Origin of the sequence: Bacillus sp. FSL W8-0848 (assembly GCF_038007805.1) — a bacterium.
In the GTDB taxonomy this organism is placed as follows: domain Bacteria; phylum Bacillota; class Bacilli; order Bacillales; family Bacillaceae; genus Bacillus; species Bacillus glycinifermentans.
In genome coordinates, this window is record NZ_JBBOYB010000001.1 from 3,183,087 (window position 1) to 3,204,944 (window position 21,858).

Annotated in this window: 23 protein-coding genes and 1 other RNA gene; 5 read left to right on the top strand and 19 right to left on the bottom strand. The window is 47.1% G+C overall.

What is annotated here, in order from left to right:
• Positions 1-175: 175 nt before the first annotated feature.
• The 7 genes from ssrA to NSQ39_RS16825 form a co-directional block, all read right to left on the bottom strand.
• Positions 176-533: a transfer-messenger RNA gene (ssrA, locus tag NSQ39_RS16795) on the bottom strand.
• Positions 534-648: 115 nt separating this feature from the next.
• Positions 649-1,122, bottom strand: a complete 474-nt coding sequence (gene smpB, locus NSQ39_RS16800) for an SsrA-binding protein (RefSeq protein ID WP_046129137.1) — start codon at positions 1,120-1,122, stop codon at positions 649-651.
• A 112-nt stretch (positions 1,123-1,234) separates the two neighbouring features.
• Positions 1,235-3,538 (bottom strand): ribonuclease R, encoded by a 2,304-nt coding sequence (rnr, locus tag NSQ39_RS16805; RefSeq protein WP_046129136.1) that lies wholly within the window; start codon positions 3,536-3,538, stop codon positions 1,235-1,237.
• A gap of 13 nt (positions 3,539-3,551) precedes the next feature.
• Positions 3,552-4,298, bottom strand: a complete 747-nt coding sequence (locus NSQ39_RS16810) for an alpha/beta hydrolase (protein ID WP_046129135.1) — start codon at positions 4,296-4,298, stop codon at positions 3,552-3,554.
• A 117-nt stretch (positions 4,299-4,415) separates the two neighbouring features.
• Positions 4,416-4,646, bottom strand: coding sequence for a preprotein translocase subunit SecG (gene secG / locus NSQ39_RS16815; protein WP_046129134.1), 231 nt, complete (start codon positions 4,644-4,646; stop codon positions 4,416-4,418).
• 159 nt (positions 4,647-4,805) lie between these two features.
• Positions 4,806-5,090, bottom strand: coding sequence for an AbrB/MazE/SpoVT family DNA-binding domain-containing protein (locus NSQ39_RS16820; RefSeq protein ID WP_046129133.1), 285 nt, complete (start codon positions 5,088-5,090; stop codon positions 4,806-4,808).
• A gap of 28 nt (positions 5,091-5,118) precedes the next feature.
• Positions 5,119-5,304 (bottom strand): helix-turn-helix transcriptional regulator, encoded by a 186-nt coding sequence (locus NSQ39_RS16825; protein ID WP_096892181.1) that lies wholly within the window; start codon positions 5,302-5,304, stop codon positions 5,119-5,121.
• A gap of 200 nt (positions 5,305-5,504) precedes the next feature.
• Between NSQ39_RS16825 and NSQ39_RS16830 the strand changes: the two genes are divergently transcribed.
• Together NSQ39_RS16830 and NSQ39_RS16835 are read left to right on the top strand one after the other, a co-directional pair.
• Complete coding sequence (locus tag NSQ39_RS16830; protein ID WP_046129131.1) at positions 5,505-5,909, top strand: transcriptional regulator; 405 nt, start codon at positions 5,505-5,507, stop codon at positions 5,907-5,909.
• A gap of 156 nt (positions 5,910-6,065) precedes the next feature.
• Positions 6,066-6,464 carry a helix-turn-helix domain-containing protein gene (locus tag NSQ39_RS16835; RefSeq protein WP_046129130.1) on the top strand — a complete coding sequence of 133 codons (399 nt, stop codon included), beginning with the start codon at positions 6,066-6,068 and terminating at the stop codon, positions 6,462-6,464.
• Positions 6,465-6,510: 46 nt separating this feature from the next.
• On the opposite strand, the gene NSQ39_RS16840 is transcribed toward NSQ39_RS16835, so the two are convergent.
• The 4 genes from NSQ39_RS16840 to NSQ39_RS16855 are packed head-to-tail and all read right to left on the bottom strand — an operon-like array spanning position 6,511 to position 9,948.
• Complete coding sequence (locus NSQ39_RS16840; protein WP_046129261.1) at positions 6,511-7,188, bottom strand: ABC transporter permease; 678 nt, start codon at positions 7,186-7,188, stop codon at positions 6,511-6,513.
• A 20-nt stretch (positions 7,189-7,208) separates the two neighbouring features.
• Positions 7,209-8,090, bottom strand: coding sequence for an osmoprotectant ABC transporter substrate-binding protein (gene opuCC / locus NSQ39_RS16845; RefSeq protein ID WP_236809572.1), 882 nt, complete (start codon positions 8,088-8,090; stop codon positions 7,209-7,211).
• Positions 8,091-8,139: 49 nt separating this feature from the next.
• Positions 8,140-8,793 carry an ABC transporter permease gene (locus tag NSQ39_RS16850; RefSeq protein WP_046129128.1) on the bottom strand — a complete coding sequence of 218 codons (654 nt, stop codon included), beginning with the start codon at positions 8,791-8,793 and terminating at the stop codon, positions 8,140-8,142.
• A 12-nt stretch (positions 8,794-8,805) separates the two neighbouring features.
• Positions 8,806-9,948 (bottom strand): betaine/proline/choline family ABC transporter ATP-binding protein, encoded by a 1,143-nt coding sequence (locus NSQ39_RS16855; RefSeq protein WP_175075517.1) that lies wholly within the window; start codon positions 9,946-9,948, stop codon positions 8,806-8,808.
• Positions 9,949-10,207: 259 nt separating this feature from the next.
• Here NSQ39_RS16855 and NSQ39_RS16860 point away from each other — a divergent pair, with 259 nt between their 5' ends.
• On the top strand, positions 10,208-10,744 hold the full coding sequence (locus NSQ39_RS16860; protein ID WP_175075518.1) for a GbsR/MarR family transcriptional regulator: 537 nt from the start codon (positions 10,208-10,210) through the stop codon (positions 10,742-10,744).
• Positions 10,745-10,775: 31 nt separating this feature from the next.
• On the opposite strand, the gene NSQ39_RS16865 is transcribed toward NSQ39_RS16860, so the two are convergent.
• Complete coding sequence (locus NSQ39_RS16865; protein WP_046132922.1) at positions 10,776-11,408, bottom strand: NAAT family transporter; 633 nt, start codon at positions 11,406-11,408, stop codon at positions 10,776-10,778.
• Positions 11,409-11,556: 148 nt separating this feature from the next.
• Here NSQ39_RS16865 and NSQ39_RS16870 point away from each other — a divergent pair, with 148 nt between their 5' ends.
• A complete protein-coding gene (locus NSQ39_RS16870; RefSeq protein ID WP_175075520.1) occupies positions 11,557-12,336 on the top strand; it encodes a zinc ribbon domain-containing protein in 780 nt (259 codons plus the stop codon).
• A gap of 51 nt (positions 12,337-12,387) precedes the next feature.
• On the opposite strand, the gene NSQ39_RS16875 is transcribed toward NSQ39_RS16870, so the two are convergent.
• A complete protein-coding gene (locus NSQ39_RS16875) occupies positions 12,388-14,178 on the bottom strand; it encodes a zinc ribbon domain-containing protein (protein ID WP_175075522.1) in 1,791 nt (596 codons plus the stop codon).
• A 129-nt stretch (positions 14,179-14,307) separates the two neighbouring features.
• On the bottom strand, positions 14,308-15,258 hold the full coding sequence (locus tag NSQ39_RS16880; protein ID WP_082094109.1) for an ABC transporter substrate-binding protein: 951 nt from the start codon (positions 15,256-15,258) through the stop codon (positions 14,308-14,310).
• A 140-nt stretch (positions 15,259-15,398) separates the two neighbouring features.
• On the opposite strand from NSQ39_RS16880, the gene NSQ39_RS16885 reads away from it, so the two are divergent.
• Entirely contained in the window at positions 15,399-15,791 is a 393-nt protein-coding gene (locus NSQ39_RS16885; protein ID WP_175075524.1) for a hypothetical protein, read from the top strand.
• Positions 15,792-15,828: 37 nt separating this feature from the next.
• Here NSQ39_RS16885 and eno read toward each other — a convergent pair whose 3' ends face one another.
• The 5 genes from eno to gap form a co-directional block, all read right to left on the bottom strand.
• Positions 15,829-17,121 (bottom strand): phosphopyruvate hydratase, encoded by a 1,293-nt coding sequence (eno, locus tag NSQ39_RS16890; RefSeq protein ID WP_046131105.1) that lies wholly within the window; start codon positions 17,119-17,121, stop codon positions 15,829-15,831.
• Positions 17,122-17,143: 22 nt separating this feature from the next.
• A complete protein-coding gene (gene gpmI, locus NSQ39_RS16895) occupies positions 17,144-18,679 on the bottom strand; it encodes a 2,3-bisphosphoglycerate-independent phosphoglycerate mutase (RefSeq protein ID WP_046131104.1) in 1,536 nt (511 codons plus the stop codon).
• The gene (gene tpiA, locus NSQ39_RS16900; RefSeq protein ID WP_046131103.1) at positions 18,672-19,433 is read right to left on the bottom strand and encodes a triose-phosphate isomerase; all 762 of its coding nucleotides are present in this window, start codon (positions 19,431-19,433) and stop codon (positions 18,672-18,674) included. Before tpiA ends, gpmI begins: the two co-directional genes overlap by 8 nt.
• Positions 19,434-19,463: 30 nt before the next feature.
• The gene (locus tag NSQ39_RS16905; protein WP_175075525.1) at positions 19,464-20,648 is read right to left on the bottom strand and encodes a phosphoglycerate kinase; all 1,185 of its coding nucleotides are present in this window, start codon (positions 20,646-20,648) and stop codon (positions 19,464-19,466) included.
• 186 nt (positions 20,649-20,834) lie between these two features.
• Positions 20,835-21,842, bottom strand: coding sequence for a type I glyceraldehyde-3-phosphate dehydrogenase (gap, locus tag NSQ39_RS16910; protein ID WP_046131102.1), 1,008 nt, complete (start codon positions 21,840-21,842; stop codon positions 20,835-20,837).
• Positions 21,843-21,858 lie beyond the last annotated feature (16 nt).

Here is a 21,858-nt window from a genome sequence, read left to right on the forward strand (position 1 = left end):
CTTCACAAGCCTCCGATTAAAGCAATGCTTTAAAGCTTGACTAATTGGTTTTAATACCTGAAAATTTTATGACATAAAAAAACCGCTGTTTACAATCAGCGGTTTTTTCATAATCTCGTTTCGTCGGTCAAAAAGAGTGCCTTAACCCTTCCTGGATCACCGAGTTCATCACTATGTATGGAGACGGTGGGAGTCGAACCCACGTCCAGAAACGTCGATACTTCAGCGTCTACGAGCGTAGCCCTGCATATTTAGATTCGCTCATCGTCGTGCCTGCGGGCGGGCCTTCGGAGAGCTAGTCTGATGAATCTCTTCCTGCGCCCTCAGACGGAGGCGCAAGCGTAGCCTACTCGGTTATGGGCTCTGTACCGGCACATAGGCGATGCGGGCAAGAGCTCGCTGCGCTAATTAGGCAGCTAAAGCTAAGTTCTGGTTATTAGATTTGCCAGTTATATTTAGGTGCGTTTTTACGAGATCGCCTCTCGGCTCGCAGCTCAAGCTCGATCCGTCCCTGTCGAATCCGTAACGTCCCCTTGTAAACAAGGTATACGGAAAAACTGGCTGCATCATTATTATAACAAGATCACGGCGAGATTGAAATGGTAATCTCTGTGATCACGTTCAAATATGATAACATACATCCAGGCTTTACATCAACCCTTTTTGCCTGTCGCGAAAAGCCCTTTCGATTTCGCGCTTCGCGTCTTTCCGCTTCAGGTCTTCCCGCTTGTCGAATTTCTTTTTCCCTTTTCCAAGACCGAGCAGCACTTTGGCAAAGCCGTTTTTTAAATACAATTTGAGCGGCACGAGCGAATACCCCTGCTCTTTCGTTAAGCCGATGAGCTTGTTGATCTGCTTGCGGTGCATCAAAAGCTTCCTCGTCCGCAGCGGATCGTGGTTGTAGCGGTTTCCCTGCTCGTACGGGCTGATGTGCATATTATGCAGGAACACTTCTCCCCTCTCGATTTTGGCGAAAGAGTCCTTTAAGTTCACCCGGCCGGCGCGGATCGATTTGATCTCGGTTCCTTGCAGAACGATGCCTGTTTCGTATGTTTCCTCTATAAAATAATCGTGATTTGCTTTTTTATTTTGGGAAACGACTTTCCCTTCTCCCTTTGGCATACGGCAACCTCCTCCCGCTTGCTTCTTTCCTTCCTGAAAAGGTAGCGAATACGTATTATTCTACCAAATCGGCGTCTGTCTTACAATTCGCCGCCTTTTCCGAAGTGTGCCGCTATTTTTTCTTTTTCTTTCTTTTTTGCTTCGGCGCGTTTTGAAACCCGCGTTTTTTCTTCACTTTTTTCTTTTTCGGCCGGGTGAACCAGTCGCCTTTTTCTTCGGAAGCCGGTTTTTTCTTGACGTCTGACTTCTTCTTGGCATCCGGTTTCTTCCGGCGGCGCGTCCCTTTCATGCCGACGATTTCGAAATCGATGTTTCGCTCTTCTTTATTGACATCAACGACGCGCACCGTGATTTCGTCGCCGATCCGGTAGACGTTGCCCGTTCTTTCGCCGATCATGGCAAAGTGCTGTTCGTCAAAACGGTAAAAATCGTCGGTCATAAAGCTGACATGCACCAGCCCTTCGATTGTGTTCGGAAGTTCGACGAACATCCCGAAGTTTGTGACCGAGCTGATGACGCCGTCAAATTCTTCGCCGATCTTATCCATCATATATTCGGCTTTTTTCAGATCGTCCGTTTCCCGCTCTGCATCGACCGCATTGCGCTCCATATTGGAGGTATGCTCCGCGATGTCAGGTAAAAGATGAGCCCACTTCTCCCGTGTCGCCTCATCCGTTTTCCCCTGAATTAAATACGTCCTGATCAGCCTGTGAACGATTAAATCGGGATAGCGGCGGATCGGTGATGTAAAATGCGTGTAAAACTCCGTCGACAGCCCGAAATGCCCGAGGCTTTGCGGGTCGTATTTGGCCTGCTTCATCGATCTGAGCATCACCGTTGAGATGACGGCTTCCTCAGGCGTGTCCCTGACATCATCCAATACCTTTTGCAGTGCTTTCGGGTGGATGTTCCCCGCTGTTCCTTTAACGACATAGCCGAACGTCGTGACAAACTCGAGAAACCTTTGCAGCTTTTCCTGATCCGGATCTTCGTGAATCCTGTAAATAAACGGAACGTTCATCCAGTGAAAATGCTCAGCGACTGTTTCATTGGCGACAAGCATGAACTCCTCGATCAGCTTTTCTGCCGTTGACCGCTCCCGCAGCACAACGTCTTTCGCTTTTCCTTCTTCATCGACGAGCACTTTTGCTTCCTTAAAGTCAAAATCGACCGCTCCGCGCGCCATCCGCTTCTCGCGCAAAACGGCGGCAAGCTCTTCCATATCTTTGAACATCGGCACAAGCGCTTCATACTTCTGCTTCAGTTCTTCATCATCATCGACCAGAATTTTGTTGACGTCTGAATACGTCATCCGCTCGGTCGTTTTGATGACGCTTTGGAAAATTTCATGCTCGACAACCTGGCCCTGCTTGTTAATCAGCATCTCACAGGACATCGTCAGCCTGTCTACTTTCGGGTTTAATGAACAGATCCCGTTTGACAGCCTGTGCGGGATCATCGGGATCACACGGTCGACGAGGTAGACGCTTGTTCCCCGTTCATACGCCTCTTTGTCGATCGGCGAGCCTTCTGTGACATAGTGGCTGACATCGGCAATATGGACGCCGAGCTTATAGTGGCCGTTCTTCAGCTTTGTGACGGTGACCGCATCGTCCAAATCTTTCGCATCTGCTCCGTCGATCGTCACGATCGTTTGATCGCGCAAATCCCGTCTTCCTTTAAGGTCGTTCTCATCGATCGTTTCCGGCGTTTCGTTTGCCTGCTCCATCGCCTCCGGGGGAAATTCTCCCGGCAGCCCGTGCTTATGAATGACGGAGAGAATGTCAATTCCCGGATCATTTTTATGGCCGAGAATTTCAACGACTTCTCCTTCTGCGCTCATCCGGCCTTCAGGATAGCTTGTCAGGCGGACGACGACTTTGTGCCCCTCGACTGCGCCGTTTTTGGCGTGTTTCGGGATGAAGATGTCATTCGTAATTTTTTTGTCATCCGGAATGACGAAGCCGAAGCTTTTCGTCTCAGTATAAGTTCCGACAACCGTCTCGATATTTCGTTCAACGATACGGATCACGGTTCCTTCTTTTTTTGTTCCGCCGGTCTGTGTGCTGAGACGGACGAGGACGGTATCGCCGTTCATTGCCGTCCCCAGCTCGGACGGCGGAATGAAGACATCGTCAAGGGAAGAATCCTCGGGCAGGAGGAACGCGAAGCCCTTTGCGTGCGCTGAAATCTTCCCTTTAATTAAATTCATTTTTTCCGGCAGCCCGTATCTGTTGCTTCTCGTCCTGACAATAAGCCCTTGTTCCTCTAAAGTAACTAGGGCTTTGACAAGCTCTTTATACTCATCTGCATCCGTAATTTCAAGCATCTCCTCCAGTTCCTGTACTGTCAGAGGTTTATACGCTTCTTCCTTCATAAAGGCGAGAAGCTTATCCATAAATTCTTCTTTTTCCACTAACCAGACCTCCTTATGTCTGCCAATCCAGCGTTTCTAAAAACCTGTACACATCCTCGTGCAACGTGTCCCGCTCTTTATCCAAAGTGATGGCATGTCCTGATTCTTCATACCACTTGATTTGCTTATCATCCGTCTCGACTTCATTGTAGATAATGTTCGCGCTGTCCGTATTAATCATATGATCATGGCGGGCCTGCACCACAAATGTCGGCGAATAAATCATGTCGACATGATGTCTGACATCTGCGATCAGCTCCTGTAATGCTTTTAATGTGTTCATCGGCGTTTTTTTGAATTCTTCCATTTCCGCGTCAATTTGTTCAGCGGATTTTCCTTCGAACTTCTTATAATTCCGGGCATAATCAAGGACGCCTTGATACATCGTTTCTTCGCTTTTGATGTACATCGGCGCGCACATTGGGACAATTCCCTTCACGGGTACAGTGTAACCCAATTTCAGCGAAAAAACCCCTCCGAGAGACAGTCCGCAAGCCGCAATTTGTTCATATCCTTCCGATTTTAAATAGTCATAGCCCTCCATGACGTCTTTCCACCAATCTTCCGGACCTGTATGTACAAGCTCTTCCGGCGGCACCCCGTGTCCTTTATATTGCGGGGCGTGGCACGTATAGCCCCTTTCATTCAAATACCTTCCGAGCATGCGCACATCGGCCGTGTTTCCGGTAAATCCGTGCAAAAGAAGGACGGCTTTTTTTCCGCCTTTAAATGTAAAAGGTTGTGGTTTGACGATTTTCATGATTTACAGTCTCTCCTTTTCATATCTATTCTTCCACGTTTGAAATGGAAACAAACTTTCATCCGTTAAATAAGAAAAAAGGTCTGACTTCAACATCAGACCTCATGCTTCATTGCCTTATACAAAGTAAGCAAGCGCAATCGTTAGGAAAAAGAAAAGCACGACCAATACGACCGTAATGCGGTGAAGAATCAAATCGAGCCCTCTTGCTTTCTGCTTTCCGAAAAGCTGCTCAGCTCCCCCGGAAATTGCACCAGACAGCCCGGCGCTTTTGCTGGATTGCAGCAAAACGACAATGATTAGTACGATGCTGACAATCACTAATAAGACGGTTAAAAATGTGGCCATTCCCTACACCTCCAGACAAACTGGCTGACAATATTTTTATTTTACATGAAAACGAAGTGCATGTCACGAGCTGTCCGTGCGTCTTTTTTATTTTTTGCGGCTCCGTTGTGCCCTAAACCAAAAAGAAGCGGAAAGATCGCCGCTTCATGATATGTAACATTATTTCTTTTTCGACAGCGCCTCCATCATATCTTTCAGAAGCAGCTCTGCACCGCGCGGGCTGAGCACGATTTTGCCGCCGGCGTACGCTCTGTTCTGCGTTGTGATTTCTCCAGTCATCAGACATGCCATGTTGGCAGCGTACTTCGTGAGAATGATGCTGTCTCCGTCGCTGTATATTTCAAGCGGGTCCTTTTCCTTGATATTCAGCACCTTGCGCATTTCAACCGGGAGGACCACCCTTCCCAGCTCGTCGATTCTCCTTACGATTCCGGTATTTTTCACTTTGTGAAATGCCTCCTTTTCTCCTTTTTTATTGACTTTTGTCAACATCCTGATAATAAAAGAGATCTTCGAATTTCTTGTTGAAGTAATGAATCATTTTGCCGATGACAAGCTGGCCAGGCCTCCTTTCTCCATTTAACACTCTGCTCAGTGTTGCCGGGGATACGCCGATTTCGATGGCAAGCTGATTTAAGGAAAGATTATGTTCGATCATATACTGAAGGACAAAATCTCTTTTGATATGGATCTTCTTTACCACTTTACCTCCCCCTCATGCGAATATATATTTCTTTTTATCTACATCCACCATATACACTTTGTTAACTTTTGTCAATACTTTTATCATCCAGATGTTTCCTATAGTCAATATTCATACTAAAATATTTGATAATAAGAGATTGCGAGGTTTTATCCATGACAAACTTTGGAAGCCATTTAAGACAATTAAGAGAACGAAAAAAACTAACCGTCAATCAGCTTGCCATGTATTCCGGCGTCAGCTCCGCCGGCATTTCGAGAATCGAAAACGGGAAGCGCGGTGTCCCCAAACCGGCGACGATCAGGAAGCTTGCAGACGCTCTGAAGATTCCGTATGAGGAATTGATGGCATCAGCCGGCTATATCAGCGCCTCAACGGTGCAGGAATCAAGGAGCAGCTATGATACCATCCATGATGTCGTCTCAAGGCACGGCTTGGAGAATCTGTCTCTGTTCGACAGCGAAAAATGGAAGCTCCTTTCGAAAAAAGACATTGAAAACCTTGACAAATATTTTGACTTTCTCGTTCAGGAAGCAAAAAGCCGGGACGGCAAATCCTGATCCTCTGCCATCGTTCCTCTTTTTAGCCCGTACACATTTCTTGCTGCTATTTTATCCCTTATGTTAACTTTTGTCAATATTTTTCCTGTTAAACTGTTTCCTTTAGTCAACATTTACTTTAAAATGTACATATCATAAGATTGAGAGGTTATGGCGATGACGACGTTTGGAGAGCAGCTTAAAAAACTGCGGGAACAAAGGAAATTATCGGTTAATCAGCTGGCGATGTATGCCGGTGTGAGCGCTGCCGCGATCTCCAGAATCGAAAACGGGCACCGCGGAGTCCCGAAACCCGCGACGATCAAAAAATTGGCAGAAGCCTTAAAGATTCCTTATGAACAGCTGATGGACATCGCAGGCTACATGAGCGCGGGCGAAATCCGAGAAAAGCCGCCGGGCTACCGCACCATTTGCGATATCGCAGATGAACTGGATGCAGAGGATTTGTGGCTGTTTGACGCGGAAAAGTGGGACTGCCTTTCCCGCGAGGATATTTTACATCTTGAGCAGTATTTTCACTTTCTTGTCGCTGAAGCCAAGAAACGAAAACAGTAAAAAGCCGAATTTCCTTTTTAAAAGAAATTTCGGCTTTTTACTGTGGTTATGCGGTTCCAGGGCCTGGCGAACGTCCTTTGCTGCTTTTCACCGGGCTTAACACGCGCTCAACCCAGCCCATCAAAAGATCGGCGATCACGGCCATCAGCGCGGTCGGGATCGCACCCGCGAGAATGATCGCCGTTCCGTTCGTGGCGTTCGATCCTCTGACGATGATATCGCCGAGTCCGCCGGCGCCGACAAACGTTCCGATGGCGGTGATGCCGATCGCGATCACCAAAGCGGTTCTAAGGCCGGCCATGATCACGGACATCGCCAGGGGAAGTTCAACCATCCGCAGTACTTGCAGCTTCGTCATGCCCATCGCTTTGCCCGATTCGAGATAGGCGTGCTCGATGCTGACGATTCCCGTATAGGTGTTTCTGATGATCGGCAGAAGCGAATACAGAAATAAAGAAAGGATAACCGTATTTGCCCCCAGCCCCATGACGAGCATGAGCACGGCAAGCATCGCCAGCGCCGGTATCGTCTGAATCACGTTTGTAATGGCAAAAACCCAGCCGCTGATTTTTCGGTACCTCGCGATCAAAATGCCTGCCGGGATGCCGACGATCGCGGCGAACAGCACGCCGTACGCCGACATTAAAAAGTGGCGGAAAAATTCCTGAAGAACATAGCCTCCGTTTTGCGCGTAGTATGTCCAAAGCTGTTGAAGGACTTCCATCTGCTGCATCACCATCCTTTTTACTGAAAATAGTTGTGTTTCTTTAAAAATTCTTCGGCGACGACAGACGGCTCTTTCAATTTTCCGTCGACCTCGTAATTGAGCTCCTGCATCGTCTCAGTGTCGATTGTTCCGATCAATTTACCGATGACGCCTTCAAGTTCGGGATGCTCCTTCAGCACTTTCTCCGGAACGACGGGCGAGCAGTCGTACGGCGGGAAAAAGCGCTTGTCATCCTTCAATATTTTCAGATCATAGGCTTTGATCCTGCCGTCCGTTGAATAAGCGAGGACGATATCCATCTTGCCGTTTTTGACGGCGTCATAGACAAGCCCGATCTGCATCGGAAACGTTGAACCGAACCCGAAGCGGTACGTTTTTTTAAACCCTTCATAACCGTCGCCTTTTCGTTTCAGCCAGGCATTGTCAACGCCGAGCTTGAGCGTGTCCGCGTCTTTTTTTAAATCAGAAATCGTTTCATAGTGTTCTTTTTCGGCCAGTTTCTTCGTGATCGTAAACGCGTACGTATTATCAAATCCGTAGGAATCAAACCATTTATAATTAAATTTCTTTTTAAAATCCTTCTGGACGATTTTGAGCGCTTTTTCCGGGTCCTTTTCCGCTTTTCTGCCGAGCGTGCTCGTCAGGTCTGTTCCGGAATAGCGCGTTGCGGAAATATCGATATCCCCGCTGAGCATCGCCTGGTGCTGCACATAGTTTGAACCGAGATTTTTCACCAGCACCGTATTTAAATCCGTATCATGCTCGATGAGCTGGGAGAGCATATTGGCGAGAATCTCGGATTCCGTCATGCTTTGAGCGCCGATTTTAATCGTTTTGTCAGACGCCCCGCCCAGTCCCGGGAGCGCACAGCCGCTCGCAAAAAGCGAGAACACCAGCATAACGGCACAGATCAGCCTCAATGTTTTCTTCTGCATATAAGCCAACTCCTTACGATACTTCCTTCATCCCTTTTAATCCTTCAGGCGTGACTTTGCTTTCGGTTTTCTGAAGGATATAATCGATCAGCACGGCCAATATGATAACGGGAACCGCTCCGGCGATAATATATTCAGGCTGGTACAGGTTGAGCCCGATAAAAATGTAGTCGCCGAGGCCCCCGCCGCCGATAAACGAGGCGAGCGTCGCCCATCCGATCAAGTAGACGGTCGATGTCCTGATTCCCGCCATGATTACCGGAACCGACAAGGGCAGTTCGACGAGGCGGATCTGTTCCCATGCAGTCATACCGATTCCCTTTCCAGACTCCAACAAATTTCGATTGACCCCTTTTACACCGGTATACGTATTTCTTAGAATCGGTAGGACTGAATAGAAAAATAATGCGACGATCGCCGGAACCTTCCCCACGCCGAGCAGCGGAATAAAAAACGCTAAGATCGCCAAACTCGGCAATGTCTGCACGATATTGACGGCGCCGATTACGACCTCCGCTCCCTTTTTCATCCTCGTCAAAAGCACGCCGAGCGGAACAGCCGCAACAATGCCGAAGAGCACCGCCAAGATGGAAATGTATAAATGCTCCCATGTTTTATAAAGCATCTCTCCGCCGTTCTGCTGCAAAAATTGAATCACCTGATACATCCTTCCGCCTCCTTAGTTATTCATGACGACGTCTTTTTCTTCGCCCCAAATCGAATCGTAGACGATATCGACGAGACTCGCCCTTGTGACAATGCCGACAAGACGCTTGTTTTCATCGAGGACAGGGACGTATTTGAAGCCTCTTTTCAAAATCTTTCGGACAGTATCGCGGATAAGCGTGTCTTTTTGCACCGAATACACGTCCTGATTGAGAACCTCGCCGACCGTTCCGGCTTTTTTGCGGTTTTGGTCAATGATTTCGACATCGATATAGCCTTTTAACACATTGGCTTCATCAACGACCAGCAATGAATCGACGCGGTGCTGCCTCATGATCTGAATCGCTTCTGAAAGGGTTTTTTCGCTTGTGACGGTGACCGGATTCGGGTTCATTACCTGCTCGACGAACTCGACATCGGGCCGCGACTGAAGAAGCCGTTCCTTTCCGATAAACTCCTCGACGAATTCGTTTGCCGGTTGGCGCAAAATCTCATCAGGCGTTCCGACCTGAACGATTTCACCCGCCCGCAAAATCACGATCCGATCGGCGAGCTTAATCGCTTCATCCATGTCATGGGTGACAAACACGATCGTTTTGTTCAGCGATTTCTGCAGTTTTTTAAACTCTTCCTGAAGCGAATCGCGTGTGATCGGGTCAAGCGCTCCGAAAGGTTCATCCATTAAAATCAACGGCGGCTCTGCCGCAAGCGCCCTCAGCACCCCGATTCTCTGCTGCTGTCCGCCGCTTAATTCGTGCGGGTAGCGGTTCAAATATTCCGGTCCCATATCGACGAGCTGAAGCAATTCCTCCGCCCGCTGTTTTCTTTTTTCTTCCGGCCATTTCAAAAGCTTTGGCACAAGGGCAATATTTTGCTGGATCGTCATATGAGGAAACAACCCGATTTGCTGAATAACATAGCCGATTTTCCGGCGCAGCTGGACGGGATCCTGATCCAAAATGTTTTCTCCATCGATGTAAATGCTTCCTGAAGTCGGCTCAATCAGCCGGTTGATCATTTTCATCGTCGTCGTCTTCCCGCATCCGCTGGGCCCGATAAAGACGATGAATTCACCCTTTTCTATATCAAGGTTGATATTGCTGACGGCCTTTTTGCCGCCTTTATAAACCTTGGATACATTGTCTAACTTCAGCATCAGCACACCTCCGCTTGAATGTTTTTTAAAAATTGCAACATCTCATCCATTATAAAATACACTTTGTAAAATAAAAAGTTTACAATGTGTTCATATTATTTGAATAAGACATAAAAAAATATATTCAGTCTTGATGAGATCGGCCATTCTTAAAATAACTGCCGTTTTCTTTCATTTACTGATGTTTTATTGTTTTCAAGAGGAAAGTCATTTATGATATATTGGCATTAAAATTGGCTGTCTGAAGGGATGATATGCTTTGGAAGAAAAAGCTTTGCAAACGGTTGAACAAGCGAAGGAGCACTTTATCGAAAAAATCGCTGAAAATATGAATACGTACGGTATATCATCAACTGTCGGCCGCGTTTTGGGAATCATCTACATGAACAGAAAGCCGCTGACGTTAAACGAACTGTCCGAGGCGACGGGCATGAGCAAAACGAGAATGAGCCAGGTCGTACGCGAAATGCTCGACTTAAATATAGCAGAAAAGGTCTTTGAAAAAGGCGTCCGCAAAGACTTGTACGATGTCGAACAGGATTACTACCAGACGTTTATTTCACTGTTCACCGCCAATTGGAGCAAGGTCGTCAAAAAAAACCGGATGATCGGAAAAAAGATAAGAAAAGAGCTGCTGGATGCGCTTGAAGAGGAAAGTCTTTCACCCGAAACAGAGGAGAAGATCAACGACCTGCTAGAGGAAACGAAAAAATGGCTCGATTACTGCCAATGGCTTGACAACCTGATTGAATTCCTTGAAAGCGAAGACATCTTCAAATACGTACCCAAGCCGTAAAAAAAGCTGCAGACCGTGCAGCTTTTTTGCTTTATCCCGCCAAAACCGGAAACATTCCTTTCAGCCCCGTTCCGATCATGCCGACGGCGACTACCGCCAAGATCAGGCCCATCAGCCGCGTGATGACGTTCATCTCCGTCTGTCCGAGCCTTTTTGCGATAAACGTGGAATAATGAAAAGCTATAAAGGTTAATAACAGTACGGCGGCGATCCCGACGATCATTCCGCCGAAATGAATCAGGCTGCGGCTTCCCGCCGAAAGGCTCATTACAGTGGCGATCGTTCCCGGTCCGGAAATAATCGGAATGCTGAGAGGCGTCACGGAAATATCCTCTTTTTCTTTGCTTTCCTGATGCTCATTTTTGTGGAGCGACTGAACGTGCGATTGCTTGGCATTGAGCAGATTGTAGGCGATTCCGAAAATAAAGATGCCGCCTGCAACCCGCAGGGCGTGGATGTTAATGTCAAAAATGCGAAAGATCATTCCGCCGAAGATGAGAAACGCAAGTAAAATAAGAAATGACAAAATGGCAGCCTTTCTCGCCAAAGCGGTGCGCTCCTCCGCTTGATAGCCCTCAGTCAGAGCCAAAAAGAGCGGAACATTGCCGATTGGATTTGTGACGGCAAACAATGAGACGAAAACATGGATGATAAAAGAAAACATAGGTTCTCTCCTTTCGTAAAGATATTCGATCATTACCTCGGGACGTGTTTGCTTAAACATTGATCAGGTCTATACAACCAGCATCTTTTTCATTTATAATGCAACATAGTACAAAATAACTATTTTTTTAAAAGGGAGACAATATTTGATGACATGTACCAAATGCGGCCATCAAACAGATGGCGGAAAATTTTGCGAAAACTGCGGAGCAAGCCTTTCCGCTGAACACGACGGCGGGCAGCCGGCCGGAGAATCAGTGCAGGCCAAGCAATACGTTGATGCGGCAAAAAAAGCCTCTTCGATGTATTTTTCTTTCTTTGTGCGCGTCATGAAGCGCCCGTATGCAGAAACGAAAAAGGCCGGAGAAGAGCATATGCTGAACAGCATCATCACGATGGTGATCTTTGCATTGACCGTGCCGCTCATGTTTTATTTCGGTTTAAAAAGTTTTTACGCTTCTATGGGCACATATTCCGGAATATTCGGCAGAACCGGCGTCATGCCCGGATTTTTTGACATCGTGGTAAAGCCTGCTTTTACGTTTGCTATTTATATTTTCTTATTATTTGTGTTTACATACGCAGGAGTGCGAATTCAAGGGATTCAGGCTTCATTTAGGGAAGTGATGGGCCGCTTCGGCGCCGCCCTCATTCCTTTTACGGCTTTATTGCTTTGCTCATTCTTGTTATCGCTTTTGAAAACAGACTTATTTTTATATCTATTATTTTTCGCTTTTTGCGGCATCGCGTTTCTCATTCCGCCGGCCGTGCTGTTCAGCTACCGCGAGAAAGCAGCGGGCTCCATCGATTTCATCTACACGACGCTTCTCGTTTACCTGGCGACGTTTATCGCTGTCCGGATCATGGGAAATCTGTTTCTTGAATACATAATAGATATCTTGCGCTCCCTGTTAGGATCGCTGTTTTAAATCAATCAGAAAAAAAGCCTTTTTTCGCTTAGGAAAAAAGGCTTTTTTATATTATTCAATTGATGTCAGAAGCAGCTCACCGTTTTCTACAACAGCATGATATGTCCAATTATAGGTTTTCAGCTGCTCTTTTCCGTTTTTGATAATGTTGATTTTCTCAAGCGTTTTTATCGTCACGTCTGAGCCGTCCTGACTCCAGCTTTTCACGCTGACATCGGCGACTTCTTCTTTTGTGCCGCTGTGATTCAGTTTCGCAACGAGCGCTTTTTGGTCGGCGTATAGCTGGCTTCCTGCTTTCAAATCGTCTGCGACAAGCTCGAAATCATTGCCATTGACGGCGTTTTGCAGGTCGTAAACATACCCTTCAATCGCTTGAGTCACTTTTTGATCTGTCAGTTCTCCGCCCGCCGGAACGTTTTTGGAAGTGCCTTTAGCTGAAGCCCATGCTGATGTATATTGTTTCGGATTTTCGTCTTTGATCTCTTTTTTGTTTTTGATATACACTAACGCAGAATCGCTTTTTTCGACCAGCCACTTTTTATCGTCTTCGGCGTATACCAATGTGTATGTATGGCCGTTTTCGTTTTCCGCCAAATCCGGCGCGCTGTAATCGTCATAGTAGGCCGATTTGTGCTTTTCAATGCCGCCGACGTCCGCTTTCCACTTGCCGCCCTCGTGATACAGCCGGAACGAATCAAGGTCAAAGGCAGTGGATAGGTACGTTCCTTTATAATACGTATTGCTGCTCTTCATCCCGCCGATTATCTCTTTTAAATCGCTTTTAAAAGAAGGTGCGGCAACGGTCATGCCATTGACGCTTCCATTTGCAAAAGCCTTCATCGTTTCCTTCGTATTTTGAACGACCGTGTTCATGATCATGTTCATAAAACCTTGGTCAGAAGCGAGATTGACTTTGATTTCGGCATCTTCAATCGGCGTTTTTTCGCTTTTCAGATTCCCCCACGGAAACTCCGCTTCGACAGCGGCAGACATCGAACCGTCCGTCAAAACGGGACCGAATGACGTTCCTTGAAAAGGATTGATCTTTACTTTTTGACCGTTGATCCATAACGTTCCTTTCAGCTTATCATAACCGTCGTCAAAGACGAGCTTCGCTTTTTTCGCATCAAGGGACACATCAGCGCTTGCGTCCTCGTCCAGCGCATTGATATGCTTCGATTTTTTCAGTTCGCCGATATCGGAGTTCAGTTTTGCTTCCACATCGTACGAACCGGGAACGAACGGGCCGAATTTTTTCTCGAAGTTTTCCTTTTCCGTTGTCAGCAGCTTTTTATTGTTTAGGTAAAGGCCGGCGCCTTTCTCGCTTGCCTTAACCGTCAAATAAACCGGCTTCACATTCAGCACATAGCGGTCATAAATCAAAAATTGTTTTCCCGCTTTTTCGATGGAAACAAGACCGTCCCCGCTCTGATCCTTCAAAGACTTGATAAGTTCTTTTTTCTCATCGGGGTGATCGTTTAAATATGTCATCAGCGGTTTGACGTTCTGTTTCGTAATCGTCAAGTCCACGTCTGATGAATGAAGCAGTTCCGCGACCTTTTTTTCATCGTTTTGCTTCAGCGCGCTTTCAAAGTCGCCGATTAATTTTTCCTTTGACGTCAAGGCTTCTCCGGCCTTATAGCCCGCAAACAGGAGGACGCATACCGCGGCAATCGCCGCCCAGATCATCATGCTTTTCCTTGAGATTTTTCGCTTATGTACCGGATCTTGATTGACGGGTTCTTCCGCGTCAGTTTGCCTGCCATTCACAGGAGTCCCGCAATGTTTGCAAAATTGCGCTTGCTCTGCCAGCTCGCGCCCGCATTCTTTACAAAAATCCATGCCTTTCCTCCTATTATTCTCTTTCTATAATAGTTATTTTATACTATATTTATGAAAAGGAGGAGTGTTTTCATAAATAAAAAAACCAAACGAATTAGTCTATCATCCGTTTGGTTTGGTGTTACACGATTACTTCAGAAAGTACTTTTCAATATCATCCAGCATCAGATTCGCTGCAAGTACGCCACCTGCCGTATTCCAGACGGCGTCATCTACTTTATGAACGTTGCCTTTTTTATAAACGCCCAAGTTTTTGAAAAGCTGATCATTGACGTAGTCCTTCTCGATCGCGCTTGCTTTGTCATCTCCAGTCTCATACGTGTAATAAAAGAGCACGTCCCCATCCATATCCGGAATTTGTTCTTTCGTCACTTTCAATTGTCCCAAATCGTTGGCTTCCTGCCCTTTTGGCCTTGCAAAGCCGAGCTGGTCAAGAATCGTTCCGGCAAATGAGGCTTTATGATAAATGCGGGCATCGGCATCTGTAAAGCGGACGAGTGAGACCTTTTGCTTCACCTTGTCACCGAGCTTGTTATGAATGTCCTCGACCCGCTTATCAAAATCGGCGATGACTTGATCGCCTTTTTCTTTTTGATTCAGCGCTTCAGCCGCCAGCTTAAAGTTGCCTTTCCAATCCCCTGACAGCGTTTCGGCAAAGACGGTCGGCGCGATTGCGCTTAATTTGTCGTACACTTCTTCCTGGCGCACTTTGTTCCCGATAATCAAATCAGGCTTTAGGCTGGCGATTTTTTCGATATTCGGCTGCACTTCCGTACCGACGTTTTCAACGCCGTCCATTTTCGATTTGATGTGCTTATACCACGGGTCACCGAGCCATGACTGAACGGCTCCGACAGGTTTGACGCCGAGAGCAAGCACGGCCTCTGTCGCTTCATTCGTTAACACGACGACCCTTTTCGGCGTTCCTTTAATGGTCGCCGTTCCCATTGCATGCTTGACCTCATATGAGCTTTCCGCCTTTCCTGAGCCTTTATTCGAACCTGCAGATTTCTGATTCCCGCAGGCCGAAAGTATCAGGAAAAGCGCCGCAAAAAGCGCAACCCATTTTATTCGTTTCATCGGCATATGTAAGTATCCCCTTTTTCAAATGATTTTCATTATCAATTAGATTATATAATGTGTAAGCGGATTGTCAATATGAAATCCTGCAGACTATTCATCTTTGATGGTAAGATGAATGGAGATTGGGGGATTTGCAAATGTTCAAACTGGTGCTGTCGGTTTTGTACCTTTTCGGATTTGTTATGTTAAGCAGTTGGTCGGTTTCATTTGGAGAAATAATTGGAACAAATGATTTTTCAACTTTACCGCAATTTATGTTAGCAATGCTATTTACACTTATGATCGGGTGCTATGTTAGTCTTCCTTTGATTTATCATAAGATCAGGAAATCAGAACATTTACTTTTTAAAAATAAAAAAGTAATTCTGATTAGCTTAGGGTTGGGAATAATGTTATCCAGCACAGCATATATCCTTCATGATTTTCTCTCCTCAATGATGATAGCGGTATTATCTATTATAGGCTTCATCATGATTGGTCTTACCGGATTCCTCCCGGCCTATTTGCTAAAACCATCGAACAACAAATAAAGCTTGGCCGCGTCATGCGGCCAAGCTCTTTTTATGCTTACTTGCTTAAGTTGTAGAAAGATTGAATTCCGTGGTACTGCGCAGTTTCAGCCAGTTGGTCTTCGATGCGAAGAAGCTGGTTGTATTTCGCAACACGGTCCGTACGGGACGGAGCACCTGTTTTGATTTGTCCTGCGTTTGTTGCAACTGCGATGTCAGCGATTGTGCTGTCTTCAGTTTCACCGGAGCGGTGAGAGATAACAGCAGTGTATCCTGCGCGTTTTGCCATTTCGATCGCATCGAATGTTTCAGTCAGCGTACCGATTTGGTTAACTTTGATCAGGATAGAGTTGCCTACGCCGTTTTTGATGCCTTCAGCAAGTTTTTTCGTGTTTGTAACGAACAGGTCGTCACCGACAAGCTGAACTTTTTTGCCAAGGCGCTCAGTAAGAAGTTTGTGGCCTTCCCAGTCGTTTTCGTCAAGGCCGTCTTCGATTGAGATGATTGGGTATTTAGAAACAAGCTGTTCATACCAGTCAACCATTTCAGCAGATGTTTTCACAACGCCTTCTCCGGACAGATGATATTTGCCGTCTTCTTTGTTGTAGAACTCAGAAGATGCAGCGTCCATTGCAAGTTTGACTTGTTCGCCAGGTTTGAAGCCGGCTTTTTCGATCGCTTCAACGATCGTTTGAAGCGCTTCTTCGTTTGATCCAAGGTTTGGAGCGAATCCGCCTTCGTCACCGACAGCAGTGTTCAGGCCTTTTGCTTTCAGGACAGCTTTTAAGCTGTGGAAAATTTGAGCTCCCATGCGAAGCGCTTCGCGGAAGTTTTCTGCACCGACAGGCATGATCATGAATTCTTGGATGTCAACGTTGTTGTCCGCATGCTCCCCGCCGTTAACGATGTTCATCATCGGTACAGGAAGCGTTTTAGAGTTGAATCCTCCAAGGTATTGATATAGAGGAATTTGCAAGAAATCAGCAGCAGCGCGGGCAACGGCCATTGATACGCCAAGGATCGCGTTAGCGCCGAGCTTGCCTTTGTTTTCAGTTCCGTCAAGTTCGATCAACAATTTGTCGATTGCTACTTGTTCTGTAACGTCAAAGCCGAGAAGCTCTGGAGCAATGATTTCGTTTACGTTGTTAACGGCAGTTAAAACACCTTTGCCAAGGTAACGGTCTTTGTCGCCGTCGCGAAGCTCAACCGCTTCGTATTCGCCTGTGGAAGCGCCGCTTGGAACAAGCGCGCGTCCGAAAGCTCCTGATTCTGTGTATACTTCGACTTCAACCGTCGGATTACCGCGGGAGTCTAATACTTCGCGTGCATAAACATCAACAATGTATGGCATGTTTGTTTCTCTCCTTTGAATCTTATTTTTGAATTAGTGAGGTTCCTGTCATTTCTTTCGGTTTTTCGACACCGAGCAAATCTAAAAGCGTTGGTGCAAGGTCTCCGAGAATTCCGCCTTCCCTTAGTGTCACGCCTTCTTTTGTGACGATTACGGGAACCGGGTTTGTCGTATGGGCGGTGTGCGGCTTGCCTTCTTCTGTAATCAGCACGTCCGCGTTGCCGTGGTCGGCCGTGATGATTGCGTGGCCGCCTTTTGCAAGAATCGCGTCAACGACTTCGCCCAGGCATTCATCGACCGCTTCGATCGCTTTGATCGTCGGCTCGACTTTACCGGAGTGTCCAACCATATCCGGGTTGGCGAAATTGAGGATGATTGCGTTGTGCTTGTCAGCCTCGATTTCTTTCACGAGCGCGTCTTTCACTTCATAGGCGCTCATTTCAGGTTTCAAGTCATATGTCGCAACTTTCGGCGAATTGATGAGAATCCGTTCTTCGCCCGGGAATTTCTCTTCGCGTCCGCCGCTCATAAAGAAGGTCACGTGCGGATATTTTTCGGTCTCTGCAATGCGGAGCTGCTTCAGTCCGTTTTGGGATAAAACTTCTCCTACCGTATTGTCGAGATTGACCGGCTTGAATGCCACGTATCCGTCAACCGTTTCACTGAAGTGAGTCAAGCAGACGAAATAAAGGTTTTTCGGATGCTTGTCACCGCGGTCAAAATCGCGGAAATCGTCATTCGTGAACGTGTTGGAAATCTGGATCGCACGGTCCGGTCTGAAATTGTAGAAAATCACCGCGTCGTTGTCTTTGATTGTCGCAACAGGCTCTCCGTTTTCTTTTGTGATGACGGAAGGGATGACGAATTCATCGTAAATGCCTTTTTCATAGGAATCCTTCACAACATCAAACGGATTTTTGTATGCAGGCCCTTCGCCGTATACCATGGCGCGATACGCTTTTTCAACACGGTCCCAGCGTTTGTCGCGGTCCATTGAGTAATAGCGGCCTGACAGCGTCGCAATTTCGCCGACGCCGATTTCTTCAATTTGTTCCTCAAGCTCTTTGAGATATTTCTCGGCCGTTTGCGGACCTACGTCGCGTCCGTCAAGGAAGCCGTGAATATAGACGTTTTGAACGCCTTCTTTTTTCGCAAGCTTTAAGAGCGCGTACAAATGGTTGATGTGGCTGTGAACCCCGCCGTCAGACAGCAGTCCGAACAGGTGAAGGTTTGTGCCTTTTTCTTTGACGTGCTTCATCGCGTTTAGAAATGTTTCGTTCCGCTCAAATTCGCCTTCGCGAATCGCTACGTTGACGCGCGTCAGGCTTTGATAGACGATCCGTCCGGCGCCGATATTCAAGTGGCCGACTTCAGAGTTTCCCATTTGCCCTTCGGGAAGTCCGACCGCTTCGCCTGAAGCTGTCAGCGTCTGATGCGGATACTTGTTCCAATAGCGGTCAAAATTCGGTTTGTTCGCTTGGGCTACTGCGTTTCCGACAGTTTCGTTTCTTAGTCCAAACCCATCCAAAATGATGAGTGCGGCTAATTTGTTACTCATATTGACCTGCCTCCAATAATTGAACGAAAGACTGAGGCTCAAGGCTTGCGCCGCCTACAAGAGCGCCGTCGATATCAGACTCGGCCATGTATTCTTTAATGTTCGCAGGTTTTACGCTGCCGCCGTACTGGATGCGGATGCTGTCGGCTGCCGCTTGTCCGAATTCTGCAGCGACCGTTTTGCGGATGTGTGCGCACACCTCGTTTGCGTCTTGTGCTGTTGAAGATTTGCCTGTTCCGATCGCCCAGATTGGCTCATAAGCGATAACAGAAGCAGACACCTGGTCAGCCGTCAGTCCGGCGAGCGCTTTTTTCACTTGATCTGCAACAAGGGCATTTGTTTTACCGGCTTCACGCTCTTCAAGCGTTTCACCTACGCAGATGATCGGCACGATTCCGTGTTTGAAGGCTGCGTGCGCCTTTTTGTTTACGGTCTCGTCGGTTTCGGCGAACATTTCGCGGCGCTCAGAGTGGCCGATCACGCAATATTGAACCCCGATGTCTTTCAGAGCAACAGGGCTGATTTCTCCGGTGAAAGCGCCGCTTTCTTCAAAGTGCATGTTTTGCGCGCCGACTTTCAGGTCGGTGCCTTTTACAGCTGATGTCAGCTTTTCAAGGAACAGCGCAGGCGCACAGACAACGGCTTCTGCTTTATCTGCTGCGGGAATGGAAGATTTCACTTCTTCAACGAAGCTGACAGCTTCTGAAAGCACTTTATGCATCTTCCAGTTACCGGCTATAATTGGTTTTCTCATGTGCTCCACTCCTTATGCTGTGTGTTTTGCTTACTTGTCGTTCAAAGCTTTGACGCCAGGAAGTTCTTTTCCTTCCATAAACTCAAGAGAAGCTCCGCCGCCTGTTGAAATGTGGCTCATTTTGTCAGCAAGACCGAACTTTTCAACTGCAGCTGCAGAGTCTCCGCCGCCGATGACAGAGTATGTATCTTTTGCCTCTGCTAAAGCTTCAGCGACAGCTTTTGTTCCTTTAGCGAACGCATCGAGTTCGAATACGCCCATCGGTCCGTTCCAAACGACAAGCTTGCTGTTTTTGATGACGTCGGCATACGTTTTCTGAGTCTCAGTACCGATGTCGAGCGCTTCCCAGTCGCTTGGGATTTCGCTGATCGGAACGATTTTCGTATTGGCGTCATTTGAGAAATCGTCGGCAACAAGCACATCTTTAGGCATGTAGAAATTCACGCCTTTTTCTTTGGCGCGGTCCATGAACGACTTGGCCAGGTCAATTTTGTCCTCTTCAAGAAGGGATTTTCCGACTTCATGGCCGAGCGCTTTGACGAATGTATAAGCAAGACCGCCGCCGATGATCAGATTGTCGACTTTTTCAAGAAGGCTTTCGATCACGCCGATTTTGTCTTTTACTTTCGCTCCGCCGATGATCGCTGTAAACGGACGATCAGGGTTTGAAAGGGCTTTTCCAAGCACTTCAAGCTCTTTTTCCATCAGGAAGCCTGCCACAGCCGGAAGGTGCTCAGCGATTCCTGCTGTTGAAGCATGGGCGCGGTGGGCCGCTCCGAATGCGTCATTGACATATACATCCGCAAGGTCGGCAAACGCTTTTGACAGCTCGGGATCATTTTTTTCTTCTCCCGGATAGAAGCGTACGTTTTCCAAAACGAGAATGTCTCCGTCCTTCATTTCGGAAATTTGCGCTTTTACGGCGTCGCCGTATGCTTCATCCGCTTTTTTCACCTCTTTGCCAAGCAGTTCTCCGAGGCGGGCCGCCACAGGAGTCAAACGAAGCTCTTCCACAACCTGTCCTTTTGGACGGCCGAGGTGGCTTGCGAGAAGAACTTTCGCACCTTGCTCAGTCAAATATTGAATCGTCGGAAGTGCGGCGCGGATTCTCGTCTCATCCGTCACTTTCCCGTCTTTCATCGGCACGTTGAAGTCAACGCGGCAAAAAACAACACGGCCTTTTACATCAATGTCTTTTACTGATTTTTTGTTCATGGCTTTTAGGAGATCCTCCTTTGATTGATTTACAAGCCCGAAAACGGAAATCCCCAAATGCGGCGTTTTCATTCGACTTCCAAGGCGCCGCATACGGAAAAAGGGAAAGGGAGTGTCTGTCCCCTTCCCTTGTCCGCTTTCATTATAGCGCTTCTCTCTTAAAGAACCAAGTCCGATTCTATTTTATTAAAGACCTTGTTTTGCAATGTAAGCTGCAAGATCTACAACACGGTTAGAGTAGCCGCTTTCGTTGTCATACCAAGAAATGACTTTCACCATGCTGCCTTCCATAACCATTGTAGAAAGGGCATCGATTGTAGAAGAGTTTGTGTTGCCGTTGTAGTCTTTAGAAACAAGCGGCTCTTCGCTGTAGCCAAGAACGCCTTGAAGTTCGCCTTCTGCTGCTTCTTTAAGCGCTGCGTTTACTTCTTCTGCTGTTACTTCTTTATCAAGTTCCGCAACAAGGTCAACAAGTGATACGTTTGGAGTCGGAACGCGCATTGCGCCGCCGTTCAGTTTGCCTTTGAGTTCAGGCAGTACAAGAGAAACGGCTTTCGCAGCACCAGTAGTTGTCGGAATGATGCTTTCTGCTGCCGCACGCGCACGACGGTAGTCTTTGTGCGGAAGGTCAAGGATTTGCTGATCGTTAGTATATGAGTGAACAGTTGTCATCATACCGCGTTTGATGCCGAATTTGTCGTTAAGCACTTTTGCAAACGGCGCAAGGCAGTTTGTCGTACAAGATGCATTAGAGATGACATGGTGGTTTGCAGCATCGTATTTATCTTCGTTAACACCCATAACGATTGTGATATCTTCTTCACTCGCAGGAGCTGAGATGATGACTTTTTTCGCGCCAGCTTCCAAATGTTTAGCTGCATCAGCGCGTTTTGTGAAGAAACCAGTTGATTCAACGACGATTTCAACGCCTTTTTCTCCCCAGCTTAATTTAGCAGGGTCGCGTTCAGCTGTTACTTGGATCGTTTGACCGTTAACAACAAGGTTGTTTCCGTCAACAGACACCTCTGCGTCAAGTTTGCCGTGAACTGAATCATATTGTAATAGGTGAGCAAGCATGTTAGCGTCTGTTAAATCGTTAACCGCCACAACCTCAACATCAGGATTATTTAACGCTGCACGGAATACGTTGCGTCCAATACGACCAAAACCATTAATACCGACTTTTACTGCCATGATGATTTCCTCCTTT

Bases quoted from the DNA above. Each gene is read 5' to 3' on its own strand.
- NSQ39_RS16830 (WP_046129131.1), top strand. From the start codon at position 5,505: ATGACAAACTTTGGAAGCCATTTAAGACAATTAAGAGAACGAAAAAAA.
- opuCC (WP_236809572.1), bottom strand. From the start codon at position 8,090: ATGCTGGTGTTCTCGCTTTTTGCGAGCGGCTGTGCGCTCCCGGGACTG.
- gpmI (WP_046131104.1), bottom strand. From the start codon at position 18,679: ATGAGTAACAAATTAGCCGCACTCATCATTTTGGATGGGTTTGGACTA.
- NSQ39_RS16865 (WP_046132922.1), bottom strand. From the start codon at position 11,408: ATGTTTTCTTTTATCATCCATGTTTTCGTCTCATTGTTTGCCGTCACA.
- NSQ39_RS16825 (WP_096892181.1), bottom strand. From the start codon at position 5,304: ATGATCGAACATAATCTTTCCTTAAATCAGCTTGCCATCGAAATCGGC.
- NSQ39_RS16840 (WP_046129261.1), bottom strand. From the start codon at position 7,188: ATGGAAGTCCTTCAACAGCTTTGGACATACTACGCGCAAAACGGAGGC.
- NSQ39_RS16810 (WP_046129135.1), bottom strand. From the start codon at position 4,298: ATGAAAATCGTCAAACCACAACCTTTTACATTTAAAGGCGGAAAAAAA.
- NSQ39_RS16850 (WP_046129128.1), bottom strand. From the start codon at position 8,793: ATGTATCAGGTGATTCAATTTTTGCAGCAGAACGGCGGAGAGATGCTT.
- tpiA (WP_046131103.1), bottom strand. From the start codon at position 19,433: ATGAGAAAACCAATTATAGCCGGTAACTGGAAGATGCATAAAGTGCTT.
- NSQ39_RS16875 (WP_175075522.1), bottom strand. From the start codon at position 14,178: ATGGATTTTTGTAAAGAATGCGGGCGCGAGCTGGCAGAGCAAGCGCAA.
- NSQ39_RS16870 (WP_175075520.1), top strand. From the start codon at position 11,557: ATGACATGTACCAAATGCGGCCATCAAACAGATGGCGGAAAATTTTGC.
- gap (WP_046131102.1), bottom strand. From the start codon at position 21,842: ATGGCAGTAAAAGTCGGTATTAATGGTTTTGGTCGTATTGGACGCAAC.
- NSQ39_RS16885 (WP_175075524.1), top strand. From the start codon at position 15,399: ATGTTCAAACTGGTGCTGTCGGTTTTGTACCTTTTCGGATTTGTTATG.
- secG (WP_046129134.1), bottom strand. From the start codon at position 4,646: ATGGCCACATTTTTAACCGTCTTATTAGTGATTGTCAGCATCGTACTA.
- NSQ39_RS16905 (WP_175075525.1), bottom strand. From the start codon at position 20,648: ATGAACAAAAAATCAGTAAAAGACATTGATGTAAAAGGCCGTGTTGTT.
- NSQ39_RS16835 (WP_046129130.1), top strand. From the start codon at position 6,066: ATGACGACGTTTGGAGAGCAGCTTAAAAAACTGCGGGAACAAAGGAAA.
- smpB (WP_046129137.1), bottom strand. From the start codon at position 1,122: ATGCCAAAGGGAGAAGGGAAAGTCGTTTCCCAAAATAAAAAAGCAAAT.
- NSQ39_RS16880 (WP_082094109.1), bottom strand. From the start codon at position 15,258: ATGAAACGAATAAAATGGGTTGCGCTTTTTGCGGCGCTTTTCCTGATA.
- NSQ39_RS16855 (WP_175075517.1), bottom strand. From the start codon at position 9,948: ATGCTGAAGTTAGACAATGTATCCAAGGTTTATAAAGGCGGCAAAAAG.
- eno (WP_046131105.1), bottom strand. From the start codon at position 17,121: ATGCCATACATTGTTGATGTTTATGCACGCGAAGTATTAGACTCCCGC.